Source organism: Paenibacillus sp. JJ1722, from assembly GCF_048282685.1.
Lineage (GTDB): Bacteria > Bacillota > Bacilli > Paenibacillales > Paenibacillaceae > Paenibacillus > Paenibacillus polymyxa_B.
The window spans coordinates 5,291,024-5,315,000 of record NZ_CP182500.1 but is presented as its reverse complement, the minus strand read 5'-3'; the positions used below and the strand labels follow the sequence as shown (position 1 = coordinate 5,315,000).

Annotated in this window: 16 protein-coding genes, 11 tRNA genes, 2 rRNA genes and 3 pseudogenes (1 of these 32 only partly in view); 30 read left to right on the top strand and 2 right to left on the bottom strand. The window is 44.7% G+C overall.

The window, feature by feature from the left end:
• The 21 genes from ACM1ND_RS23625 to ACM1ND_RS23525 form a co-directional block, all read left to right on the top strand.
• Window positions 1–1,640: ribosomal RNA gene (locus tag ACM1ND_RS23625) — 23S ribosomal RNA — on the top strand (it extends 1,287 nt beyond the left edge of the window).
• 148 nt (window positions 1,641–1,788) lie between these two features.
• A 5S ribosomal RNA gene (gene rrf, locus ACM1ND_RS23620) occupies window positions 1,789–1,905 on the top strand.
• A 19-nt stretch (window positions 1,906–1,924) separates the two neighbouring features.
• Window positions 1,925–2,000, top strand: a tRNA-Asn gene (locus tag ACM1ND_RS23615).
• A gap of 3 nt (window positions 2,001–2,003) precedes the next feature.
• A tRNA-Thr gene (locus ACM1ND_RS23610) sits at window positions 2,004–2,076 on the top strand.
• An 11-nt stretch (window positions 2,077–2,087) separates the two neighbouring features.
• Window positions 2,088–2,159 (top strand) — tRNA-Glu (locus tag ACM1ND_RS23605).
• A gap of 11 nt (window positions 2,160–2,170) precedes the next feature.
• Window positions 2,171–2,246, top strand: a tRNA-Val gene (locus ACM1ND_RS23600).
• Between the two features lie 55 nt (window positions 2,247–2,301).
• Window positions 2,302–2,376 (top strand) — tRNA-Gln (locus tag ACM1ND_RS23595).
• Between the two features lie 4 nt (window positions 2,377–2,380).
• Window positions 2,381–2,456 (top strand) — tRNA-Lys (locus tag ACM1ND_RS23590).
• 11 nt (window positions 2,457–2,467) lie between these two features.
• Window positions 2,468–2,548: transfer RNA gene (locus ACM1ND_RS23585), tRNA-Leu, on the top strand.
• Between the two features lie 10 nt (window positions 2,549–2,558).
• A tRNA-Gly gene (locus ACM1ND_RS23580) sits at window positions 2,559–2,633 on the top strand.
• A gap of 5 nt (window positions 2,634–2,638) precedes the next feature.
• Window positions 2,639–2,715 (top strand) — tRNA-Arg (locus tag ACM1ND_RS23575).
• Between the two features lie 18 nt (window positions 2,716–2,733).
• Window positions 2,734–2,807, top strand: a tRNA-Pro gene (locus ACM1ND_RS23570).
• Between the two features lie 9 nt (window positions 2,808–2,816).
• A tRNA-Gly gene (locus ACM1ND_RS23565) sits at window positions 2,817–2,887 on the top strand.
• A gap of 737 nt (window positions 2,888–3,624) precedes the next feature.
• On the top strand, window positions 3,625–6,417 hold the full coding sequence (gene ppc, locus ACM1ND_RS23560; RefSeq protein WP_053326180.1) for a phosphoenolpyruvate carboxylase: 2,793 nt from the start codon (window positions 3,625–3,627) through the stop codon (window positions 6,415–6,417).
• Between the two features lie 191 nt (window positions 6,418–6,608).
• Entirely contained in the window at window positions 6,609–7,175 is a 567-nt protein-coding gene (gene sigW / locus ACM1ND_RS23555) for an RNA polymerase sigma factor SigW (RefSeq protein WP_016818747.1), read from the top strand.
• Window positions 7,176–7,325: 150 nt separating this feature from the next.
• The gene (locus ACM1ND_RS23550; protein WP_013312128.1) at window positions 7,326–7,949 is read left to right on the top strand and encodes an anti-sigma factor; all 624 of its coding nucleotides are present in this window, start codon (window positions 7,326–7,328) and stop codon (window positions 7,947–7,949) included.
• A gap of 221 nt (window positions 7,950–8,170) precedes the next feature.
• The gene (gene cdaA, locus ACM1ND_RS23545) at window positions 8,171–9,004 is read left to right on the top strand and encodes a diadenylate cyclase CdaA (protein WP_013312127.1); all 834 of its coding nucleotides are present in this window, start codon (window positions 8,171–8,173) and stop codon (window positions 9,002–9,004) included.
• Complete coding sequence (locus ACM1ND_RS23540; protein ID WP_418026617.1) at window positions 9,001–10,470, top strand: YbbR-like domain-containing protein; 1,470 nt, start codon at window positions 9,001–9,003, stop codon at window positions 10,468–10,470. The genes cdaA and ACM1ND_RS23540 overlap by 4 nt, the downstream gene beginning before the upstream one ends.
• Window positions 10,471–10,530: 60 nt before the next feature.
• Window positions 10,531–11,871 carry a phosphoglucosamine mutase gene (gene glmM / locus ACM1ND_RS23535; protein WP_013312125.1) on the top strand — a complete coding sequence of 447 codons (1,341 nt, stop codon included), beginning with the start codon at window positions 10,531–10,533 and terminating at the stop codon, window positions 11,869–11,871.
• Window positions 11,872–12,502: 631 nt separating this feature from the next.
• Entirely contained in the window at window positions 12,503–14,335 is a 1,833-nt protein-coding gene (gene glmS, locus ACM1ND_RS23530; protein ID WP_061832056.1) for a glutamine--fructose-6-phosphate transaminase (isomerizing), read from the top strand.
• Window positions 14,336–14,475: 140 nt separating this feature from the next.
• Window positions 14,476–14,721 carry a helix-turn-helix domain-containing protein gene (locus tag ACM1ND_RS23525; protein ID WP_053326177.1) on the top strand — a complete coding sequence of 82 codons (246 nt, stop codon included), beginning with the start codon at window positions 14,476–14,478 and terminating at the stop codon, window positions 14,719–14,721.
• A gap of 495 nt (window positions 14,722–15,216) precedes the next feature.
• Here ACM1ND_RS23525 and ACM1ND_RS23520 read toward each other — a convergent pair whose 3' ends face one another.
• Window positions 15,217–16,239, bottom strand: coding sequence for an MBL fold metallo-hydrolase (locus ACM1ND_RS23520; RefSeq protein ID WP_068939586.1), 1,023 nt, complete (start codon window positions 16,237–16,239; stop codon window positions 15,217–15,219).
• A 165-nt stretch (window positions 16,240–16,404) separates the two neighbouring features.
• Here ACM1ND_RS23520 and ACM1ND_RS23515 point away from each other — a divergent pair, with 165 nt between their 5' ends.
• The 8 genes and pseudogenes from ACM1ND_RS23515 to ACM1ND_RS23480 all read left to right on the top strand — a co-directional run bounded on the left by ACM1ND_RS23515 (window position 16,405) and on the right by ACM1ND_RS23480 (window position 22,789).
• Window positions 16,405–17,415: a fumarylacetoacetate hydrolase family protein gene (locus ACM1ND_RS23515; protein WP_071558190.1), complete on the top strand. Its 1,011-nt coding sequence runs from the start codon at window positions 16,405–16,407 to the stop codon at window positions 17,413–17,415.
• Between the two features lie 92 nt (window positions 17,416–17,507).
• Window positions 17,508–18,089, top strand: coding sequence for a TetR/AcrR family transcriptional regulator (locus ACM1ND_RS23510; protein WP_053326174.1), 582 nt, complete (start codon window positions 17,508–17,510; stop codon window positions 18,087–18,089).
• Window positions 18,090–18,213: 124 nt separating this feature from the next.
• A pseudogene (locus ACM1ND_RS23505) lies at window positions 18,214–19,518 on the top strand (histidine kinase); the annotation flags it as partial.
• Between the two features lie 62 nt (window positions 19,519–19,580).
• A pseudogene (locus tag ACM1ND_RS23500) lies at window positions 19,581–19,670 on the top strand (DNA-binding response regulator); the annotation flags it as partial.
• Window positions 19,671–19,792: 122 nt separating this feature from the next.
• Complete coding sequence (locus tag ACM1ND_RS23495) at window positions 19,793–20,191, top strand: hypothetical protein (RefSeq protein ID WP_076265428.1); 399 nt, start codon at window positions 19,793–19,795, stop codon at window positions 20,189–20,191.
• A gap of 484 nt (window positions 20,192–20,675) precedes the next feature.
• Window positions 20,676–21,023: a helix-turn-helix transcriptional regulator gene (locus tag ACM1ND_RS23490; RefSeq protein ID WP_023990474.1), complete on the top strand. Its 348-nt coding sequence runs from the start codon at window positions 20,676–20,678 to the stop codon at window positions 21,021–21,023.
• 544 nt (window positions 21,024–21,567) lie between these two features.
• Window positions 21,568–21,783: a hypothetical protein gene (locus ACM1ND_RS23485; protein WP_418026613.1), complete on the top strand. Its 216-nt coding sequence runs from the start codon at window positions 21,568–21,570 to the stop codon at window positions 21,781–21,783.
• Between the two features lie 556 nt (window positions 21,784–22,339).
• Entirely contained in the window at window positions 22,340–22,789 is a 450-nt protein-coding gene (locus ACM1ND_RS23480) for a group II intron maturase-specific domain-containing protein (RefSeq protein ID WP_023990471.1), read from the top strand.
• Here the strand turns inward: ACM1ND_RS23480 and ACM1ND_RS23475 are convergent.
• The gene (locus tag ACM1ND_RS23475; RefSeq protein ID WP_179085489.1) at window positions 22,767–22,907 is read right to left on the bottom strand and encodes a hypothetical protein; all 141 of its coding nucleotides are present in this window, start codon (window positions 22,905–22,907) and stop codon (window positions 22,767–22,769) included. The genes ACM1ND_RS23480 and ACM1ND_RS23475 overlap by 23 nt on opposite strands.
• Before the next feature lie 462 nt (window positions 22,908–23,369).
• On the opposite strand from ACM1ND_RS23475, the pseudogene ACM1ND_RS23470 reads away from it, so the two are divergent.
• Window positions 23,370–23,570, top strand: a pseudogene (locus ACM1ND_RS23470) (diaminobutyrate--2-oxoglutarate transaminase); the annotation flags it as partial.
• Between the last annotated feature and the right edge of the window lie 407 nt (window positions 23,571–23,977).

Below are 23,977 nucleotides of genomic sequence, written 5' to 3'. Positions count from 1 at the left end.
TTCAAGTGAGAATGCCGGTATGAGTAACGAAAAGATCTGTGAGAATCAGATCCGCCGAAAGCCTAAGGGTTCCTGAGGAAGGTTCGTCCGCTCAGGGTAAGTCGGGACCTAAGGCGAGGCCGATAGGCGTAGTCGAAGGACAACAGGTCGAAATTCCTGTACCACCGTAATCCGTTATGAGCGATGGGGTGACGCAGTAGGGTAGTGACGCGGACTGATGGATGTCCGTCTAAGCAGTGAGGCTGGTGTGTAGGCAAATCCGCACATCGTAAGGCTGGGCTGTGATGGGGAGCGAAAATTGTAGTAGCGAAGGTCATGATCTCAGACTGCCAAGAAAAGCCTCTAGCCAGGAGAAGGTGCCCGTACCGCAAACCGACACAGGTAGGCGAGAAGAGAATTCTAAGGCGCGCGGAAGAACTCTCGTTAAGGAACTCGGCAAAATGACCCCGTAACTTCGGGAGAAGGGGTGCCTCGGTAGGGTGAATAGCCCGAGGGGGCCGCAGTGAAAAGGCCCAAGCGACTGTTTAGCAAAAACACAGGTCTGTGCGAAGCCGCAAGGCGAAGTATACGGGCTGACGCCTGCCCGGTGCTGGAAGGTTAAGGGGAGTGGTAAGCCTTCGGGCGAAGCTATGAACCGAAGCCCCAGTAAACGGCGGCCGTAACTATAACGGTCCTAAGGTAGCGAAATTCCTTGTCAGGTAAATTCTGACCCGCACGAATGGCGTAACGACTTGGGCGCTGTCTCAACGAGAGATCCGGTGAAATTTTAATACCTGTGAAGATGCAGGTTACCCGCGACAAGACGGAAAGACCCCATGGAGCTTTACTGCAGCTTGATATTGAATTTGGGTACGATCTGTACAGGATAGGTGGGAGCCGTTGAACTTTGAGCGCCAGCTTGAAGGGAGGCATCCTTGGGATACCACCCTGATCGTATCTAGGTTCTAACTTGGTACCGTGATCCGGTGCGAGGACAGTGTCAGGTGGGCAGTTTGACTGGGGCGGTCGCCTCCTAAAGAGTAACGGAGGCGCCCCAAGGTTCCCTCAGAATGGTTGGAAATCATTCGAAGAGTGCAAAGGCAGAAGGGAGCTTGACTGCGAGACCTACAAGTCGAGCAGGGACGAAAGTCGGGCTTAGTGATCCGGTGGTACCGCATGGAAGGGCCATCGCTCAACGGATAAAAGCTACCCTGGGGATAACAGGCTTATCTCCCCCAAGAGTCCACATCGACGGGGAGGTTTGGCACCTCGATGTCGGCTCATCGCATCCTGGGGCTGAAGTAGGTCCCAAGGGTTGGGCTGTTCGCCCATTAAAGCGGTACGCGAGCTGGGTTCAGAACGTCGTGAGACAGTTCGGTCCCTATCTGTCGTGGGCGTAGGAAATTTGAGAGGAGCTGTCCTTAGTACGAGAGGACCGGGATGGACGTACCGCTGGTGTACCAGTTGTTCCGCCAGGAGCACCGCTGGGTAGCTATGTACGGAAGGGATAAGCGCTGAAAGCATCTAAGCGTGAAGCCCCCCTCAAGATGAGATTTCCCAATTAGTAAGACCCCTTGAAGACGACGAGGTAGATAGGTTGGGGGTGGAAGTGCAGTAATGCATGGAGCTGACCAATACTAATCGGTCGAGGGCTTATCCTAAAAATAAAACGCAAATGAGTTTCGGATCCAGTTTTCAGGGTGTAACCTTGAAGGTATGTAGAAATACATACAAGCGCATGGCTATTCATTCACACGATAAGTGATGAACCGAATAACCGTACGGGAGAATTTGCACAGCAAATTCATGTTTGGTGGCGATAGCGGAGGGGTTCCACACGTACCCATCCCGAACACGACCGTTAAGCCCTCCAGCGCCGATGGTACTTGGACCGCAGGGTCCTGGGAGAGTAGGACGTCGCCAAGCAGAGCTTTATGATTAATATTCCCTGATAGCTCAGTTGGTAGAGCACTCGACTGTTAATCGAGTTGTCACAGGTTCGAGTCCTGTTCGGGGAGCCATTTGCTCTCATAGCTCAGCAGGTAGAGTGCATCCATGGTAAGGATGAGGTCACCGGTTCGAACCCGGTTGAGAGCTTGTTATAGGATGGCCCGTTGGTCAAGGGGTTAAGACACCTCCCTTTCACGGAGGTAACAGGGGTTCGAATCCCCTACGGGTCATAGGATATTATGGAGGCTTAGCTCAGCTGGGAGAGCATCTGCCTTACAAGCAGAGGGTCGGGGGTTCGAGCCCCTCAGCCTCCACCATTTTTCATCCTCTTACCTGGATGAAATCTTGGGGAATTGTGAATCATATGCATATTGGGGATTAGCCAAGCGGTAAGGCAACGGACTTTGACTCCGTCATGCATAGGTTCAAATCCTATATCCCCAGCCATTAAGAGCCATTAGCTCAGTTGGTAGAGCACCTGACTTTTAATCAGGGTGTCGAAGGTTCGAGTCCTTCATGGCTCACCATTGTATTACATGCGCGTGTGGCGGAATTGGCAGACGCACTAGACTTAGGATCTAGCGTCTTTGACGTGGGGGTTCAAGTCCCTCCACGCGCATCTTGTTTTTGCGGACGTGGCTCAGCGGTAGAGCATCGCCTTGCCAAGGCGAGGGTCGCGGGTTCGATTCCCGTCGTCCGCTCCATATTTGCGCCCTTAGCTCAGCTGGATAGAGCGTTTGACTACGAATCAAAAGGCCGGGAGTTCGAATCTCTCAGGGCGCGCCATATTTTAAAAAATTATATCGGGATGTAGCTCAGCTTGGTAGAGCACCTGGTTTGGGACCAGGGGGTCGCATGTTCAAATCGTGTCATCCCGATACTATTTTGCGGGTGTAGTTCAATGGTAGAACTTCAGCCTTCCAAGCTGATAGCGTGGGTTCGATTCCCATCACCCGCTTACCGATTACCTAGAAGCCGAAAGGCTTCTTTTTATTTTGTCCACATTACATTTACTTCTATGTATATAAGCTAGTGCAATTATGTCTCCTGTCATGCACAGTTGGGGATGACTTGTGCATATTGTACATAGGCTCTTGTTACTTTTGACACCTAGATCCCGTATTTCCCCTCTAACGTACCCCTTTCTCCTGCAGTAAGGCTAATTTCGTGATCAAATCCTTTAAATATAGGAATCCTATAGCTATTATGGTACGAATTCATGGTGATAACTCAACAGTTGCTCTTGGGTTGTGCACATTTCCCTTTATTTATGTGGGTAAAAAGCGAAGTGTTAAAGAGGAAATACTTAGAAACACTGAGAAAATGGCTAATTTGTGTATATCTTTGTGGATAGAAGGCTAATGGAGTTGACTTTGTCAACAAATAATAAACATATACACACTATGTCGCATGAATTTGTACCTTTAAAAACACACTCTTTATAAGAGACTGTGCATAATGTTTCACGCATCACTAGTGTATACATTCATTACTATTTATTAATTTCATATTTATTCATAACAATCCAATATTTTCTCGAAAGAAGTAATTCAAAAAGATGATTTTTTACTGTAAATTTTGCAGCTTTTCATGCGTTTTTATTGTATGATGTTAAGAAAGTGTCAAATTTCGTGTGTATACGTACCTTTGCTACAACTGTATATGGTGTGGAACAGATCAGATGGGGGGAAAAGCATGACTGAGCTTACGTTAACCGCTAACAAAAACCAATCCAACAATCTGCTACGGCGGGACGTTCGTTTTCTAGGGAATATTCTTGGTGAGGTTTTGGTTCATCAGGGTGGCAACGAACTTTTGGATATCGTGGAGAAAATACGTGAGACAAGTAAATCGTTACGTGCCGGGTATCAGCCGGAGTTGTATGAGAATTTCAAACAAATGGTCAGCGGACTGGATACGGATATTCGTCACCAGGTTATTCGCGCGTTTGCGATTTATTTTCAGTTGGTGAATATCGCTGAGCAAAACCATCGTATTCGTCGTAAGCGGGATTATGAGCATTCCGCTGGTGAAGATGTTCAGCCCGGTTCCATTGAAAGTTCCGTTCAGGAGCTTAAACAAGGGGGCTTCTCCGCTGAGGACGTTAGCAACTTGCTGAAAGAGCTCTCTTTGGAGCTGGTCATGACCGCACATCCTACAGAAGCGACACGACGAGTAATTCTGGATATCCACAAGCGCATTTCCGAGGACGTCATGCTGCTGGATAATCCGATGCTTACCTTGCGTGAGCGGGAACAGGTACGGGAGAATCTGCTAAACGAAGTAATTACGCTGTGGCAGACAGATGAGCTGCGTGATCGCAAGCCAACTGTATTAGATGAAGTGAGAAATGGAATGTATTATTTTCACGAGACCTTGTTTCATGTACTGCCAGATGTATACCAAGAATTGGAACGATGTTTGGACAAATATTATCCCGAACAAAAATGGCACATACCCACTTATCTGAGATTTGGTTCCTGGATCGGTGGAGACCGGGATGGCAATCCGTCTGTGACAGCTCATGTGACTTGGGAAACGTTACGTATGCAGCGCAAGTTGGCTTTGAGAGAATATCAGCACACGTTAAAGGAACTCATGGGTTACTTGAGTTTCAGCACCAGCATTGTGCGAGTTTCCGATGATCTGCTGGCTTCTATTGAAGAAGACCGTACTCACATTACACTTAAAAAGATGGAAGTATGGCATAACGAAAAAGAGCCTTATCGCATTAAACTAGCATTTATGATTGCTAAAGTGAACAACATCCTGGATGAAAGCAAACAGGGCACCAATGAGCGTTATAACTCTGCGGAAGAGCTCATTGCAGACCTAAATGTTATTGATAACAGCCTGCGTCATCATTTTGCCGATTATGTAGCAAACACATATATTCAAAAGATGATTCGCCAGGTAGAGTTGTTTGGATTTCACACAGCTACGCTGGATGTGCGTCAGCATAGTCAAGAACATGAAAATGCGATGACTGAAATTCTTTCTAAAATGAATATTGTGTCGGATTACAGTAAGCTGTCAGAAGAAGAAAAAATAAATCTGCTGGAAAAGCTGCTGAATGAACCTCGTCCGATTACTTCACCGTATTTAAAATATAGCGATAGCACACAGGAATGTCTTGACGTATATCGTACGATTTATTTGGCTCAGGAGGAATTCGGCAAGCAGTCCATTACAAGCTACTTGATCAGTATGACTCAGGGAGCCAGTGACTTACTGGAGGTTATGGTCTTATCCAAAGAGGTGGGCCTGTTCCGCATCGAGAAGGATGGCACTGTTATCTGTACGCTGCAATCTGTTCCTTTGTTCGAAACGATAGATGATCTGCACGCTGCACCCGATATTATGAGAAGATTGATGAACTTGCCTGTATATCGACAATCTGTGGCTGCGATGGACCAGCTTCAGGAGATTATGCTGGGATACTCGGACAGTAATAAAGATGGCGGTGTGGTTACAGCGAACTGGGAACTTCGGGTCGCTATGAATAGCATTACGGAAGTAGTTAATGAGTTTGGCGTAAAAGTGAAGTTTTTCCATGGTCGTGGAGGTGCGCTGGGTCGTGGTGGAATGCCACTTAATCGCAGTATTTTGGCTCAGCCTCCTCATACGATTGGAGGCGGAATCAAGATTACGGAGCAAGGCGAAGTACTATCATCCCGATACTCGCTTAGAGGCATCGCGTACCGGAGCTTGGAGCAGGCAACATCGGCGCTGATTACGGCTGTGGCATATCATCGTTCCGGGAAGAAGGAAGTGTTTGAGGAGAGCTGGGAGGAGATTATCGCCCGTATTTCCCAAGTATCACTGGATAAGTATCAGGATTTGATTTTCCGAGATCCAGATTTCTTCAACTTCTTCAAAGAATCTACACCGTTGCCTGAGGTGGGCGAGCTGAATATTGGATCTCGTCCGTCCAAGCGTAAGAACAGCGAACGTTTTGAGGACTTGCGCGCCATTCCATGGGTTTTTGCATGGACACAAAGCCGTTACTTATTACCTGCGTGGTATGCGGCTGGAACAGGTTTGCAAAGCTTCTATCAAAACAATGAGGATAACCTTAAAGTGCTGCAAACGATGTTTAGGGACTCTGCTTTCTTCCGGTCACTTATTGATACACTGCAAATGGCAATCGCTAAAGCGGATTTACTGATTGCAGAAGAATACGCTGGGATGTCGGATAACGAAGAGGCTCGGCAGCGTATTTTCGGGCAGATTTCAGCGGAGTTCAAGCTGACATCTGAGTTGATTTTGAAAATAACCGGACAATCCGAGATTTTGGACGACGTGCCGGTTATTCAGGAATCTATCCGGTTACGTAATCCTTATGTCGATCCGTTAAGTTACTTGCAGGTTCAATTGCTAAGTGAGCTACGGGAGCTGCGGGATCAGAACGGTGATGACACTGAAATGTTGCGTGAGGTATTGTTGACGATTAACGGAATTGCCGCAGGCTTAAGAAATACGGGCTGATATAGTGTGGTTGTACGAATACAGGCAATCGGGTACTCATGGGGTGCCCGATTGTGCTGTTTGTATATTGATGGCAGGTGTGCTTGCAGTTAGTAACAATACTACAGTTGATTTCCGGATAAAATTAAACTACGATGAATAATCATAAACATGTAGTAAGTAACCCATCAGCAAGTCTGGGGGAGTATAGAGTGGATAATATGGAAAGCCGCTTGGTGAGGCTGGTACAGAAAGGCGATCAGCGAGCTTTTGCGGAGTTAGTCGAGTTATATAAAGATCGGATTTTTCATCTTTCCTACCGGATGCTAGGTAATCGCCATGAGGCGGAGGATCTGGTGCAGGAAACTTTTTTGCGTGTGTATCGTAATTTGGAAAAATACGATCATGGACAGAAGTTCTCAACCTGGATTTATCGAATTGCTACAAATCTGTGCATTGATCGTCTGCGAAGGAGAAAACCTACATACTCACTTGATGCTGAAATGAATGATCAGGAAGGTGTCGATGGGTACGCCATGCTCGCCAGTGAAGAGCTTACCCCTGAGGGGAGTACGCTTCTGTCCGAAACGCAGGCTTTAATTCATGACGCCATTGACAGCCTTCCGGATAAATATAGGACGATTATGGTTTTACGGTACTTGCAGGAGCTTTCCTTACAGGAAATCAGCGATGTGCTCAATCTCCCAGTCACCACGATTAAGACAAGAGTACACAGGGGCCGGGATTTTCTGCGCAAAAAACTGGAGCACAAGCTATAGATCATGCGCATAGATTCTAGGAAAAGAGTCTGCGTAGATGTTTTTATGAAACATAATGCTCGTTGTAACGTATGTAAGATGAGCAAAGTTTCTAAGCCGGAGCATGTTATGTTGAGAAACACGGAAGAATATTAGAAAGGATTGGCTCATATGGATTGCAAACAAGCCGTCTCTTTTATGCATGACTATCTAGATGGCGACCTGTCTGAGCAGGACAAACATGAGTTGGAACAGCACTTGTTAGACTGCCCGGAATGCCGCATGCGTTTTAAAGAGCTGGAGCGGACGGATGCGATGCTTTACGGTACACGCTATCATCAAGTGCCGTGTGTATCGGATGAGCTGACATTTCGCATTATGAATGCTTTGCCACCGCATAAAAGACAGACTGCGGTGCCTATGCTGACGTGGGTGAAAAGGCATCCCGCTGTAACAGCCGCTGCCTTCTTCCTTATTGTTATATGCTCAAGCATGGCCAGCTTTTCTAGCACGGACCATCAATTGGTAGTCAAAGGAAGCCAACTGGATCAAGTCGTTATTCAGGGTGATACTGTGATTGTGCCTGAAGGGAAATCCATTGCCGGAGATCTAACAGTGCAAAATGGTGAAGCCCGTGTATACGGCGATGTGGAAGGAAATGTAACTGTAATTGATGGTTCTTATTATCAAGCGTCCACCGCTCATATTGCAGGACAGGTTAAAAGTATTGATCAAACCTTGGATTGGATTTGGTACAAGGTTACTGATTTATTCGGGGGACCCTCTTCTCCATAAAAGAAGCTTGAAATGGCAAGGACGATATCGAGCGCCTCTTTCCGCTGGAAAAGGCGTTTTTTTGTATATGAAGCTGGCGAATTGTACTGTATTTTACTGATTTTAGCGGTTCTTTTGTCACACAGCTTGCAACGTGAGCCTGATCGTTATAACCTAGATAGAGAGAGCATACTGTGTACATATTACACCCACTCACTACAGAAAATTGCGGGGGCATGCGCATGTTGGATTATTTTGCGGACCTGACTTGGAAAGAGTCCATTAAAGATATTATCGACATTTTGATCGTAACCTATATTATGTATCAGCTTATTTTACTTGTTCGCGGAACGCGTGCAGTTCAATTGTTGAAAGGGATTCTGTTTCTGGTTGTCATTTGGGCGGTTAGCACCTGGTTTGATTTGTATACGCTCAAGTGGTTGATGAACCAGATGTTCACCTTTGGTGTGGTGGCTATCTTTATTATTTTTCAGCCTGAGTTGCGTCGTGCACTAGAACAGTTGGGGCGTGGCAAACTATTTGGGCGTTCGTCTGCGGATGATGAAGAAATTAACAAGTTAATCGGAGAAATGATTAAGGCGCTGAATTATTTATCACGTAGGAAAATAGGAGCTTTGGTCGTATTTGAGCGTGAGACAGGGCTAAACGAATATACAGAGTCTGGTATCAAGACACAGGCTGTAGTCAGTTCTGAACTGCTAATTAACATCTTCATTCCTAATACCCCTCTGCATGATGGTGCGGTGATTATTCAAAATAAACAGATTGCTTCTGCGGCCTGTTATTTGCCATTATCGGAAAATCCGTTCATCAGCAAGGAGTTGGGAACCCGTCACCGGGCTGCGATTGGGGTGAGTGAGGTAACGGATGCCGTAACTGTCGTGGTTTCAGAGGAAACAGGGCAAATTTCTTTGGCCATTAATGGACAGGTCGTGCGCGACATTAAGGAAGAATCCCTAATCTCCAAGCTGTATGAGGAGTTGCGGCCAACACCGTCTTTGAAGGAAAAACGCGGCTCATTCTGGAATCGGAGGGGAGGCCGTGGAAATTCATGATGGACAAATGGATTAACAATAATACGATTTCCAAGATATTGGCGCTTGCGGTTGCTGTTCTGCTGTGGGGAATGGTCCATCTAGATACAGGTACACCTTCATCTACGCTGACCGTTTCTTATAATAATAAAGTGATTGATAATGTGGCCATTCAGGCCAGTGGTCTGGATGATTCAAAATATGTATTGTCTACCATGGATACTGACCATGTAAAGATGGAAGTTAGAGGACAGCGCTCTGTGCTGACTTCCTTTTTCGCGGATAATTATCAGGCAAAGCTAAACTTAAACGGCTTAGGAGCAGGCACTAAAACATTATCACTCGAACCGGATTTACCGGACGGGGTGGAATTGGTATCTATGACTCCTAACCGTGTTACAGTGACGATTGAGGAAAAACAAACGAAATCATTTAATGTATCTATAGTTCCTAAGGGAAATCCAGATGCGGGATTGCAGCTTGGTAAGCCTGTGATTGCTCCTCAAACCGTGAAGGTTACCTTGCCCAAAAGCCAGTTGAGTACCGTCACTGCCGTTCAGGGGGCTGTTAATACGGATGGCATCTCAGAAAAGTTTGAACAGAAGCGTGTAAAACTGAAGGCTTATAACAAAAAGGGACAGGAACTTACAGGAGCGGTCATTGAGCCATCCACTGTTTCCGTTGAAATTCCGGTAACTCAGCAGGCAAAATCTGTGCCTGTTAAGATTGTCTATTCCGGAGAGTTGCCAGACGGATTGGCGCTTTCTAAAGTCAATGCAAACGTGAAAGAAGCGGCGGTGTATGCATCGCAGGATGTATTGGGCAGCCTTAGTTCTTACGTCACGGCTACATTGGATTTAAGTCAATTTACGGAAGCGGGGACCCGTGCAGTTCAAGCTAATTTGGCAGCCCCCTCAGGTTCTGATAAAATCGAGCCAGGGTCAATACAAATTCAGGTGACCGTCGTTCCTTCCAATGAAGTCACAGATACGGAACGGACGCTGTCAGGCATCCCAATCGTTTTACAAGGTGCAGGAGATGGAGCGACTGCGACTGTTACAGCGCCCGCAGGCAAGACGATGGATGTTACTGTGAAGGGCCCGCAGGATATGGTAAACAATTTAACCAATGATGATATTAGTTTGGTGGCAGATGTAAGTGGCCTCGCGGCTGGTCAACACGAGGTTACTCTGAAAGTAGGCTTGCCTAAATATATTACGCAAGCCGGAAATGCTAGCCTACTAAAGGCAACGGTCAACATTGAGAGCCCTTCTACGCCTGCTGTAACGAATCCGAACAGTGAGAATGAATCAAACCCCTCTGGTAGTGGCGAAAAGGGGCAGGAGAGGCCACAGGAGGGGCAAGGCAGTCAAAGTGGAGACTCTGACGCTAAGACCGGGGACAACGCAGCTGCGGAGGATAAAACAAATCCTCATAACGGCGCAGATTCTTCTGCGAATGGAACCTCGGAGAACAGTCAGCCATAACATGTTTTATCTGTAGTAAATAATCAAGATTTATTAGACAAAAAAAGGGAGTCATTTTACATGGGGAAATATTTTGGTACAGATGGTGTACGAGGCGTTGCTAATCAGGAACTTACAGCCGAACTGGCATATAGCATTGGCCGCTGCGGCGGATATGTTTTAGCAGGTAATGTAGAGAAACCGACAGTTGTTATTGGTATGGATACACGGATATCCGGACTGATGCTGGAATCGGCTCTTGTAGCCGGTTTGCTGTCCATTGGGGCTAATGTGGTTCGTCTAGGTATTGTTTCGACACCTGGGGTGGCATATCTCACACGTCAATTGAAAGCTGACGCTGGTGTAATGATCTCAGCATCACACAATCCAGTTGAAGACAACGGCATTAAGTTTTTTGGCGGCGACGGTTTTAAATTGACAGACGAAACGGAATTGAAAATTGAAGAGCTGATGGATGCAAAAGAAGACCAACTGCCTCGTCCGATTGGCGGCGGATTGGGAACGGTTGTTGTAGACGAGCATTCCCGCTACGATTATCTGGAGTTCTTGAAAACAACAATTAGCCATTCTTTTGAAGGGTTAAAAATTGTACTGGATTGTGCAAACGGAGCAGCTTATGAGCTGGCGCCGAAGCTTTTTGCAGAACTGGGAGCTGAGGTACATACCATCGGTGCCGAGCCAAACGGTTTGAATATCAATGATCATTGCGGATCGACTCATCCTGAGAAGTTGAAAGAGGAAGTGCGCCGCTTGAAAGCGGATATTGGTCTGGCCTTTGACGGCGATGCCGACCGTCTGATCGCGATTGATGAGAACGGGGAAGAGGTAGACGGCGACTATATTCTCTGCATTTGCGGAGATGCAATGAACCGCGCGGGAAAACTTAAGGATAGCACCATTGTATCGACAGTGATGAGTAATATCGGTTTTTATAAAGCTACTGAAAAGCTGGCACTCAAGACTGCAAAAACTGCGGTCGGGGACCGTTATGTGATGGAAGAAATGCGTCGGGGTGGATTTAATCTGGGCGGTGAGCAGTCTGGTCATGTTATTTTCCTGGATCACAATACGACAGGCGATGGCATGCTGACCGGGATTCAGCTGGTAGATACCTTGAAAGCTTCTGGCAAGAAAATGAGTGAGCTAAAATCGCTCATGAAACAGTATCCGCAAGTGCTCGTAAATGTGCGTGTGCAGGACAAACGCAATTACGAGGGGAATCCTGCTATTGCAGAAGCAATTGAGCAGGTGGAACAACAATTGGGTGATAATGGGCGTGTATTGGTCCGTGCTTCAGGCACAGAATCACTTATTCGTGTGATGGCCGAAGGCCCGGATAAGGACGAACTGGAGCAATTTGTCGGTCAGATCGTAGATGTCGTGAAGAAAGAATTAGTTTAAAATTTTGTAAACGTCGGTTGCCTGCGAAAAAGAAGCAGGCAACGGCGTTTGCGGTTATTTACTAACGATTTATGACCTTCATGGTGTAATTATGAATAAAGTGTCATTGCCAAATGATACTTAGCTGAATATAATATAGGGATGCTGTGACTCAGATAGAGAAAGTGAGGGTTGTAAGGTTCGTAATACAAGCGCCAGAGCTTGATTTTGTGCGGGGGAACTTGGTGGAGAAGCAACGGATTCAGTTGAGATAAAGTTGCTCGCAAATCGGTTCACGACAAAACAAGCTGACGAGGTGAAGGTGTTCGAAACATTCGGCGGGGACCTTCCGGTGAAGCATCAAGCCGTAAACCGGCAGCGGAAAATGAACAGGCAACTGTTTACACAACGCACCGGTAGATGCCTTTATTATTTTATAACCTAAATTATAAGATTCATTTCATGAATGTGCGGCCATCATCATTGGCGTGCGCGGTTTGGGAATTTCGTTACATTCGTGAAGAGATGCCTGTAAATTCTATAGTTATCATTGACAACTTCATAGATGAATGAACTTTATTCCGCAATCTACCGCACACGTTAGTCCTGTGATGAGTCGTCTTGTGAAATGATGATCGGGAGGATAACGAATATGTGTGGCATTGTAGGATATATTGGTAATCAGAATACACAAGAGGTATTGATTGACGGATTGAAGAAGCTGGAGTATCGCGGTTATGACTCTGCGGGTATTGCCGTGTTTACAGATTCAGGATTGCAAGTAGCCAAGGCTAAAGGTCGTCTGGCGAATCTGGAAGCTAAACTGGATGGTACGCCATTGGTAGGCCATGCAGGTATCGGACATACACGTTGGGCAACGCACGGTAAGCCTTCTGATGAAAACTCCCATCCACATTTGGATGAGAGCCAAAAGTTCTCTGTAGTTCACAACGGAATTATTGAGAACTATCTGGAGCTGAAGGAGCAGCTGATTAGCGAAGGTCATACCTTTATTTCCGAAACGGACACGGAAATTATTTCCCATCTGGTTGCGCGTGAATATAAAGGGGATATCGTTAAAGCAGTACAAAAAGCAATTACCTTTATGCGCGGTGCTTTTGCACTGGGTGTGCTGACAGAGCACGAGCCTAATAAGCTGGTTGCTGTTCGTCAAGCTAGCCCGCTGGTTATTGGTGTGGGAGAAGGCGAGAACTTTATCGGTTCCGACATTCCGGCTATTCTGAAATATACACGCAATGTATTTATTTTGAACGATGGCGAAATGGCTGTTTTGACCAGTGATGCTGTCGAATTAATGACAATCGAAGGCCAATTTATTTCTCGGGAAATGATTCATGTCGAATGGGATGCTGTAACAGCAGAAAAAGGCGGCTATGAGCATTTTATGCTGAAAGAAATTCACGAGCAGCCTAAGGCTTATCGTGACACAATGTTGGGCCGTATCGATAAAGATACTAAAAAAGTTGTTCTTCCTGAGCTGAAGCTGACAGAAGAACAAATTAAAAATATCCGCAACATTCAAATTGTCGCGTGTGGTACAGCTTACAATGCTGGTTTGATTGGTCGTACAGTTATTGAAAGTCTGGCTCGTATACCGGTAGAAAACGATGTGGCTTCCGAATATCGTTATCGTTCACCTATCGTAACACCAGAGACATTGGTGATCGTGGTGAGCCAATCCGGTGAAACTGCTGACACGTTGGCAGCACTGCGTGAAGCGCAAGCAAATGGCGCTCATGTACTGGCGATTACCAACGTAGTCGGCAGCTCCATTGCCCGTGATGCAGATGATGTGTTGGTTACACTGGCAGGACCGGAAATTGCAGTAGCCTCCACTAAAGCATATTCTTCACAGTTGATTGCATTCTATCTGTTTGGTTTGTATCTCGCTCAAGTGCGTGGCACACAAACGGATGAGCAAGTAGCTCATGTGCTGGCTGCTATGGAATCTCTGCCAGAGCAAGTGGAAGAGATGCTGGGTAAAGCAGATGCGATCAAAGCCTATGCTGAGCAAATTGCGAGCCACAAGCACCTGTTCTTTATTGGTCGCGGTCAGGACTATGCTGTAGTACAGGAAGGCTCCCTGAAGCTCAAGGAAATCTCCTACATTCATTCCGAGGCTTATGCTGCGGGTGAATTGAAGCATGGTACACTGGCATTGATTGAAGACGGCATTCCGGTTATCGCTTTGGTAACACAGGAATCCGTGTTGGAGAAAACCGTGAGCAACATTAAGGAAGTTAAGGCTCGTGGTGCAGATGTTCTTGCGATTACGTACGAAGAGCACGCAGTTGAGTTGCTGAAGTCCGTCGATCAGGTATTTGCCATTCCAAAGACACTTCCAATCCTGTCTGCTGCAATTTCGGTTGTATCTCTCCAACTGTTGGCTTACTACGCTTCTCTTGCACTGGGTCATGATGTTGACAAACCACGTAACCTGGCGAAAAGTGTTACCGTAGAATAAGCTTTAGTAAAATGCTAAACTAATTGTCTGGTGATAAAAAAGTGTGGAACCAGTAAAAAAAGTCTGGAACTAGTCATTTTACAAACATCAAGAAAGATCCCGATGATATATCGGGATCTTTTTAGCTTAGGAGGGCAATTATGTCTACAATAGGCCAACGAATTCGAACTATTAGAAAAACAAACAACCTAAATCAAATAAAGTTTGCAAATACAATTGGAATTTCTCAAGGAACGTTGAGTGAACTAGAGCAAGATAAATATAGACCCTCTCTTGATATAATTATAGCAATTAAAGAAAACTTCAATTCCCATATAGAGTGGTTAATCTTTGGAGATACGCCTGTATCAAAGAACCCTATTTTTAATTTAGCTATTGAAGCCTAGGAACTAGAACTTATTTCTTTGTTTCGAGAACTTACTAAAGAAGATAGAGATGAAATTATTGATTTTATAAAGCTGAAGATTGTTCGGTACTAATCTTTCCCGGAAGCTTCTTATTAAGATGCCTTAAAAATGTTAAAAGAAAATAAAGTATTAGACCGTAAAACAAAGTTCTAGACTAAGAAAATAAAGATATAGATTGAGAAAATAAAGTCTTAGACTGACGATTCGTCATTAAGCTAACGGGCAGGTTAGTGATGGTGGCTACCGCCAAAAGTCTTGGAATCCCTTTAAAGAAGAGAAATACACTTAACATCAAATTTTGGTTATATCGTTTTAGAAGAGTTCTACTAGTAAGTCATAAGTCCATCTCCATTTTTTTCATAATCGGTTCTAAGCGCCGATTTTATTTCCGTGGAACAATTCGAAAGAACGGCCGCTGTTCGCATCGTTTGCGACAGGGCCGTTTTTTGTTTTTCGTAGGCTAGCTTCAAATTGCTATTCTTGCCAAACACTCATAGGGTCCCATGGCTTGATTTGATTACCATATTTTCCGGCCAAAAAAGCTTTCATGTCTTCCAGCTTAGCAGGCACCTCGTTCCAAATTGGAAGGGGTGGTAACCCTCGTTTGCTTTTCAATAGGATATCCACTGTAACATACAAGCGTTCTGGCTGAATCCAATGAAGAAAGCGGGAAATATCAATTTGCTTGGTCAGGGACAAGGAATCAATTTCGCCATTGTAATGCTTGTTGAACTCGCTGATCAGATTCAGGAGGTAGTCTCTCTGCTCCTTCACGAAGTCCAGGCCACAGATGGCGCCATGTCCTGGAACAACGATTTCGGGTTTAATTTCATCAATAATGCGATCAAGCACTTTAACCCAATTGAGGGTTCCCTCTTCGCTGTATGCCGTACAACCGTTAAACACGACATCGCCGGCGAACAGCACTTTTTCTTTTGGCATCCACAGCAGTAAGTCACTGTCAGAGTGGGCCGGAGCTACGTTGTAAATCATAACTTCCGTATCTCCAAGACGGATGTTGATATCGTCCTTTATCTCAATATTCGGGAGCACCCAATCTACGCCTTCCAGGTCGAATCCTTCAAATTCCGCTGCAAAAAACCGCTCGCCCGAAGTCGATTCCGGAGAATCCTTTCCTCTTCTAATGACGCTGTCCATCCAGGCGATATTTTCGGTGAGACGCTCTCTGGACGCTTCCTTGTGCATAATAATGCAAGCATCTTCAAACACTTTGTTTCCCCAGGCATGGTCGCTGTTATAGTGCGAGTTCACCACATATGCGGGAGAGCCGCCGTTGCTTACTTCCATAAAAGCCTCCCGCATTTCCCGCGCATGGAACAAATCGAAGAACGTGTCATACACCAGCCCTTCACCCTTGTTGATGAACCCGGCATTGGCCCAACTGATGCCGCGATACGGCGAAATACCGGCAAAGACGCCATCTGCAACTTCAAAAAATTTAACACGAGGTTTTTGGATAATATGTCCATACTTCATGAAAATTCTCCTTTGCGTATATGTTTTTGGGGTAAGGCATACTGACTATGTCTTTATTATAGAGAATGGAAAACAGAAATGCAAGCATGTACTTGCATGCATTTTCTCTGTGCTATATGATAGTAACAGAACAACATCACACTACATGGATGGAGGCGCTGCAACATGAAGCTAGTAACCTTTCAAACCAAGACATCCCAGGAACCTTTGTTTGGGCTTGTAATTAACGAGAAATTTGTCGTGTCTTTTGCCGCAATCATGAAAAAGCAGGGAACATTCGTTGACAGTCTTGAATGTATGGACAGCTATCTTCATTATTTGCCGGCAAGTTATGATGCCGCTAAGGAATTGATGCAATATGCTGTCGAACAGTCGCATCAATTCAATGAACATGAAATCTGCCCGATTGCAGCGGTAAAACTGCTGCCGCCGGTTCCGAATCCGGCTGCGCTTATCGATTTTGGGCTGACGCCAAGACATCTGAGAAATGCTGGCGCAAATCTGCTGCAAAGAGAATATACAGGGTCGGAAAGAGAAGAGCTTAAACGAAATATTACCGAAAAATTCCAGAAAGATCCGAATAAAGTAACTTTCAGTTATTACAAGTGTAACCATAATGCATTAATTGGCGATGGGGATACGATTCATTGGCCTTCGTACACTTCCTACCTGGATATCGAGCCGGAGCTGGCCTTTGTTACAGGGAAGGGGAACTGCATTGCAGGTTATGTTATTTTTAACGACAGTACTGTCCGCGATGTGCAGTGGCCGGATTTCCAGGCGCTGACCGGACCGACGCGCTGCAAAGATTTTGATCGCAGCAAAGGAATAGGACCATTTCTGGTTACGCCGGATGAAATCGACAACCCGCTGGTACTGGATGTGGATGTACGCATCGGGGAGAGACTGCACTGGAAGGGAAGCACATCCGAGTATTCTGCACATCCTGCAAAAGTGATGGAGGAGGTTCTCAAAGTTTTCACGCCGCTCCCGGGCACGATTATAGGAATGGGGACGATACCGGATTGCTGCGCAATCGAGACCGAACAATGGCTGTTGCCCTCTGACCGAATCCAGATTACATTTGATAAATTAGGCACGCTCACGCAATTGGTGCCTGATCATGTCAAGATTACGGAACCAAGCCGCTGGGAAAAAAGAAGCGATTTGCCTTAAATAAACGTTTATGAAAATGATGATCCCCGACCCTGCTGCACATGCAAAACTTGTAGTAGAATAGGTTTAACATATGCAAAAGGAGAAATACAATGCAAACTTCAGACAGAATCATTGAAGCCGCGACACGACTCATCAAAAAGAAGGGCTATCGGGGAGTAAGCACCAAAGCCATTGCAACGGAAGCTAAAGTCAATGAATCTACGATTTTCCGGCAATTTGGAAGCAAGAAAGGCATATTGGAAGCCATCATTGAAAGACATTCGGATATCCCGCAATTTGAGAAGCTGTTAAAAGAGGACGCGACCGATAATCCGGAAGTCGATCTGCTGAATGTAAGCCAGCAGTACCGTTTGTTTTTCCATAAAAATGCGGACATCATTTTGATTGGCATCCGCGACAAAGGAATGCTTCCCGAATTGGACAGAGTGCTGGCCGATCCGCCGGTGAAGCTGCACTCCTTGCTGGTTGAATATTTTGAACGCTTGCAGAAGAAAAAAGTTATAGCCAGACAGGATGAGCGTCTTGCCGCCATGTCTTTTCTCTCGATGTGCTACGGATTTCAGATGAGCGAGCTGATTCACCGGCAATATCAGTCCCAACTCGTCACCGAGGAAGAGTTCTACAAGCACAGTGTCTCATTGTTTGTAAAAGGAATTTTGTCTCAGTCATAAGCTTTGTTGATTTATTTAAATATGCCGAAGACTGCTTGCGCAGCTTTAACTCTAGAACAATTGAAAGAAGATGCACCAAGATGCTCGAAAGCTCGTTATACTGCAACCGGGACATTATTTCTGACAAGGCTCCGTCATCAATGACATTCTAAAAAAATCCAAAAATATGGATATCTTTATCGTTGCTGATCGGGCGGAGCACCATGGAGAGCGGATTCTGCCAGCCAAAATGACCAATCGGAAGAAAAACCCGTTATATCACCGCTTAAATTCACGGGAAGTGGATGAGAAAATTGGACGAATCAAAAGGGGAAGATTCAAGGTCTTTATTGGTGCGGCTCCTGGAGTTGGCAAAACCTACACTATGCTGCAAGAGGGCAATCATCTTCTTAAAAAGGGCATTGATGTTGTAATTGGTTTGCTGGAAACGCATGGGCGAAAAGAAACCATCCAGCAGGTTGCAGAACTGCCATTAATCGAGCGCACAAAAATCAAATATTCAGGCACAGAACTTGTAGAAATGGATACTGGGGCAATCATCCGGCGGAATCCTGAACTGGTACTTGTCGACGAGTTGGCTCACACCAACGTTCCCAGTAGCAAAAACAAAAAGCGATATGAAGATGTATTGGAAATTTTGAATGCTGGGATTTCTGTCATTTCTACCGTTAACGTTCAGCATTTAGAGAGCTTAAATGATGCAGTGGAGCAAATTACAGGGGTGCGTGTCAGGGAAACCGTCCCGGATTCCATTCTTCGCCTTGCTGACGAGGTCGAGCTGATCGATGTGGCACCGCAGGCTCTACAAGCCCGTATGAAGGAAGGAAAGATATATGCCCGGGAGAAGATAGATCAAACTCTGGGGAACTTTTTTTAAATTGGAAAATTAATTGCTTTAAGGGAGCTGGCGCTTCGGGAAATTGCGGACGATGTGGATGAACGTCTGGAAGCATGGGAGCGCAAAAGTTCCTTACGTGGACCCTGGAATAAGCGGGAGGTCATTTTCGTATGCGTCAAGCTGAGTTCCAATGCAGAAAGGTTAATCCGGCGGGGATTTAGAATTGCATTCCGACTAAAGGTACAATGGATTGTCACATATGTACACCCAACGGATACGATGAATGAAGAGGAATTGATGAAAAAAGAGAAACTCGCAAGCCTGGTAGTGCGTCTAGGCGGGCATTTTGAAGTTGTGCCACTTGGGCATTCTGATAAGCTTGCAGATGTTCTTCTTGCCAGAGCTAATGAATATCATACTACCCAACTCATTATTGGTCAGAGTGACAGCCCCATATGGAAACGTTTACGGGAAGGAACAATTATCCAAAAGTTACTGCGCACTGCGCGGCATATGGATATTCTTGTGGTCGCCAATTACGATCCTCATATCAAGCGAGATACTCTTCCTGATAGTATTATGCAAGGTTAAGTATAAGAGAAGAGTATCATTGAATGCCTGCATTCAAATAAATGGAACCTCGTTATACTATGGTTAAAAACCATTTGAAAATTATATTGCAAAAGTTGTATCTTCAAAATCGTGTCCAGCTTACAAGATATGCGCTTGAACAAGGCACCTGAAAAGTGGGGAGAAGGTTGTTTTTATGCGCGCAATCAAGCTATATGTGGGGGCTGGTAAATCACAAATTGTCTCCAAGCTATGTCATCCCTCTTGCTACGTTTAACATACCAGGATTGAACATTTGCGCGAGTTTTTTCAATCCCTTCATTGTACTCATTCAAATATTAATAACGACTTGTTTACCATTGCCCACAATAACTGGCTCCTACTTCACATGCAAAGAGCCATTCGCTTTACTAAAATCCGAAAGAACATGTTTTATTTTTTAAATAGAGATAAAGTTGAACAAACCCACTCTTTTTATACAACAACAATGTATTCAAAATTTCTCAGTCGCTTTGGCGAAGAAATGTTGTCGCAAATTGGGCTGTCAGATCAGGATATTGTGCTTCCTTCGCTCTGGGGAAAAGAGGCGTTGATTAATCCCCTTATCTACATTATTTATATGATTTATTTCTCTGATTCAGTGGCCAACTTTTTGAAATTAAAATCCGATGAGGGGCTAAGTAATAACGGATAATTATAAAATGACTTTTTTAATTGAAGGAGAAGCTTTAAATATGATTTGAGAACTCAACTTTATTGTATATAGACACTAATTTGTCTTCGGACAATAAAGTTGTGTACTAAACAATAAAGTTGTGTACTAAATATTAATGAAAAATAACAATAATATCTCTTCTTAGTAAGTATTTAACAAAAGTCCGATGAGCAAGTATCATCGGGCTTTTTTTATTAAATTCAGGAGGCGACTGCTTTGGCTCAATCAGAGCGAGTATAGTTGCATGACAAATCAAAGGGCTTTGAACCCTTTCCTGTATTGGTATCTTAAGTAATTGAAGCAGGAGAAATCCAAGTTTCTGTTGAAAACAGTATGAGAAATCAAGAGCTTATTGTCGCGATGAAAAAAATGTTTTTTTATCTAAAATACAAATGAATATATAATATATATAACTATTATAAATTAAGTATGTATTTCATTTTTATGGATGGTAGGTGGAGCAATGAAGACTTTGGGTGAAAAGATAAAGAGTATAAGAAAATTAAATAAGCTTAATCAAACTGACTTTTCATCTACTATTGGTATTTCTCAGGGTACATTAAGTGAATTGGAAAAAGATAAGTACAAACCATCCTTAGAAACCGTAATTGCCCTTAAACTAAATTTCGATATTGATTTAGATTGGTTATTACTTGATGAGGCGGCAACTTTTTATAGTGGATTATTTCAAGTTAAGTTAGATGATCTTGAATCAAAATTAATCTCAGGATTTCGAAAGTTAGACCTGGGCGATAAACAGGAAATAGAGGGAATTGTTGATTTGAAGTTAAAGCGGTATAGAGATAAATGAACCTTCGCGGAGCCGTGAAGGGGACTCATTATTGCAAAGCCTTCAGTAGTTATGTTTTAAGTTCACATTAGACATATGATCCATCCAATTGAGATGGACACATGGCTATCCATATAAATCTGGAAGAAGAAAGTCCTAATTTTTTACTATAGGGTCTCCGAAGCAAAAAGTGATTGATGTTATGGGAACTTCGATATCGATCATCGGAAACTCATGGACTTATGGGAATCAAATGTGGAATTGGACTCTAATGATCATATCATTGGGTGGAATAATATCAACCATAATTTGAAAGTATCTATTGGCTCAAGAAGAAGGGGACCGCTCCATTTACGATAGGATCTTCCATCCAAGATGTAATTGATGACATGGGCACACCGACGTCTATAAGATGTTCGTTACGAGTCCTGGTTTGAATATTAGTGACTCCTTGGAGTATATGCGTACACTCGTATATCCTTCTACAGCTCATGCGAAGCCATGAGTCGGGGGGGTCAAAGAGGAAATTCAAAGAATAGAGCTTCCTTTTGGAAGCTTGAATGTAGTGATCCCAAGTCCGCAGCTTAATGTCAAGGATGCACTTGGTCAATTAAGTGAGGATTCTTTAGTTTGTGCTGGGCGTATTAATTACGAGTTATTGATGGAGTATGCTGCAAAAGGTTTCTTTAAAAAATCTGAGATTAATCGGTTTCGTCAGTTAAAAAATATAACGACTAAATATATACTGACCAAGCTGGAGAAAGACGAAATGGATGCATAAATTTTTTCATAAAAAGCAACCCAATTTAAGATTCCTCTAAGACGACACTATCTGTAGCAGTGTTATTTTTCAAAGGGATTGGAGAATAAAAGAAAGCAACCTAAGATAATCCGACGGAGACCAAAGATGTGAAATTACGTGCTGAGCGATTGTATATCAACCTCGATAACCAAGATATTTATGATGGTAAGACCTATTTTTTTATTCCTTAAAGCACAATTCATGGTATAATCTCACTAAATATACATCCTTTATAATTTACGCTTTTTTGTCGAAAGTTAGTTTATTAAGAAGCTAGCCTAGTACTGAAATCTCTCTTGAAAAATTATATATCACACATCTTAAAGTCAGGCACCTTGTTTTTACAATGGGGCTTTTTTTGCATTAAGAAACTACGAGGTGAATGGAGGGGCATTATGGCTCAAGCATATCCGATTCCCACCACGATAGAAAAATGGATAAAACAAGGTAAAGGCCAGGGTATGGGAAACCCGTAAAGCGCCAATTTATCCCCAAGAAGGATGCGGATCGGGCATACGAGATCATTCGAACGATAATGGAACGTCTGGAGTTAACGTTACACCCGACAAAAACGCGAATCGTCGGACTATGGACAGGAGAAGAAGGCTTCGACTTCCTAGGCATGCTTCACCGAAAGACGAAGGCCGAAACTTCCGAAAGCCAAGTATATTATACGACCCAACAATGGCTGTGCCGTAAGGCAAAGGAGCGAATTAGGGAAGTCGTGAAGGAACGACTAGCCCCTGCGAATATGCGTCACAAATCATTCCAAGAACATTTGGAATACTTAAACCCGAAAATACAGGGTTGGCGTAACTACTACGTTACGACCTACAGCCAAAGGAAGATGGCTAAACGTGACTGGTACATCCTTCAGCGACTCACAAAATGGTATGCCAAGAAGCGTATGAGGGAAAACCTCACGTACGGTTTGATGAGGAGGGGCAGAATTTATCTGCCCTTTACTCTAGCAGAGGCGCAGTGAAGACGGCGGGATACAAAACTATGCCGGCTGCCATCCGGGCGGACGCTACGGCCAGCTTCCAGCCGGGCAGTTCCAACCGAGTATCCAACGGATTTTCAGCAGAATATCCAGCAGACATCCAGTCACGTTTCCAGCCAGGCTTCCAGAAATTCGTCAGGTAATCATGTTAAGTTATCGCAAAGCGCAAGGATTCGGAGCACCGGCAGAGAATGTATACAGGGAAGATCTCCCAAATCGGCTGGCACCCCGCCTGAATGTCGACACGCGTCGAATTCCTCGATTGATGGCAAACCATTCCCAGCGTTTCTTCTCCATTCGCTCTTTTTAGGCAAAATATTAACACCTTGACCAAATTTAACTAAAGTTTTACTATACATTCTTCGGAATTTTGATATAATTTTACTTAGGTTACCTTTCCAATTATGATAGAAAATAGAATTGGATGGTTTTTATACCTATCCAAGCTGTGTGCGAGAGACCAGTCCACTGGCTACCCAGCAAGCTGGCATGCGGGGACCGACAATTGTGGAAAATGACTGCCGAGAATATGTTGCTCCATGACTTCAGAAGGTTCAGAAAGGATGAAGCCGAGGCGAAGCGGATGACGGAGATCAGCTTCGAGAACGGGCTCATCATTGAAAGAGCCGGCAGAGGAGACTGCGTGCTGAAGATCATGCCTCCGCTGACCGTCTCGATGGAGCATCTGGCCGCCGGCTGCGACATTATCAAGTCCAGTATGCAGCAGGTGATCTCTCAGGAGACCCAGGATTTGCTGGTAACGAAAGCAGGTGGACGCCCCGGCAAGAGGCACGGAAGTGCCTTCTGGGGGTCGTGCGGCCCTGATGTTAAGATAACGTTTTCATCCCATTGGAAGATTTTCTCCCCATGCTGCCTGCGGTACCGTCAGGCAGCATGGAATTCACCGCCGATCCAAGGGCTGTCCCGTTTATGCCATACGGAGCATTCTTTGAGCCTCATGCAGCACCATTGTCACATCTAATCGTCAGGAAAAGCTCACTACCCCGCAGCCAGATCTTTACTTATCCACACCAGGCGGGGGAATACTAAAATCGTACATAGAGTGTATCAATATCCCTTAAACATAGGCTTCGACAAAGGCAGCTCCGGTGCCGAATCCGGAGGTACGGTCGACTTCCTGCTGGCCGGCCGGAACCCTACAGCAAACCT

What these genes read in the sequence shown, in the direction of transcription:
- ACM1ND_RS23520 (WP_068939586.1), bottom strand. Translation starts at nt 16,239, where the DNA reads ATGAAGTATGGACATATTATCCAAAAACCTCGTGTTAAATTTTTTGAA.
- ACM1ND_RS23515 (WP_071558190.1), top strand. Translation starts at nt 16,405, where the DNA reads ATGAAGCTAGTAACCTTTCAAACCAAGACATCCCAGGAACCTTTGTTT.
- ACM1ND_RS23540 (WP_418026617.1), top strand. Translation starts at nt 9,001, where the DNA reads ATGATGGACAAATGGATTAACAATAATACGATTTCCAAGATATTGGCG.
- ACM1ND_RS23510 (WP_053326174.1), top strand. Translation starts at nt 17,508, where the DNA reads ATGCAAACTTCAGACAGAATCATTGAAGCCGCGACACGACTCATCAAA.
- ACM1ND_RS23550 (WP_013312128.1), top strand. Translation starts at nt 7,326, where the DNA reads ATGGATTGCAAACAAGCCGTCTCTTTTATGCATGACTATCTAGATGGC.
- ACM1ND_RS23475 (WP_179085489.1), bottom strand. Translation starts at nt 22,907, where the DNA reads ATGTCTGCTGGATATTCTGCTGAAAATCCGTTGGATACTCGGTTGGAA.
- ACM1ND_RS23490 (WP_023990474.1), top strand. Translation starts at nt 20,676, where the DNA reads ATGAAGACTTTGGGTGAAAAGATAAAGAGTATAAGAAAATTAAATAAG.
- ACM1ND_RS23525 (WP_053326177.1), top strand. Translation starts at nt 14,476, where the DNA reads ATGTCTACAATAGGCCAACGAATTCGAACTATTAGAAAAACAAACAAC.
- cdaA (WP_013312127.1), top strand. Translation starts at nt 8,171, where the DNA reads ATGTTGGATTATTTTGCGGACCTGACTTGGAAAGAGTCCATTAAAGAT.
- ppc (WP_053326180.1), top strand. Translation starts at nt 3,625, where the DNA reads ATGACTGAGCTTACGTTAACCGCTAACAAAAACCAATCCAACAATCTG.
- glmM (WP_013312125.1), top strand. Translation starts at nt 10,531, where the DNA reads ATGGGGAAATATTTTGGTACAGATGGTGTACGAGGCGTTGCTAATCAG.
- glmS (WP_061832056.1), top strand. Translation starts at nt 12,503, where the DNA reads ATGTGTGGCATTGTAGGATATATTGGTAATCAGAATACACAAGAGGTA.
- ACM1ND_RS23480 (WP_023990471.1), top strand. Translation starts at nt 22,340, where the DNA reads ATGGAACGTCTGGAGTTAACGTTACACCCGACAAAAACGCGAATCGTC.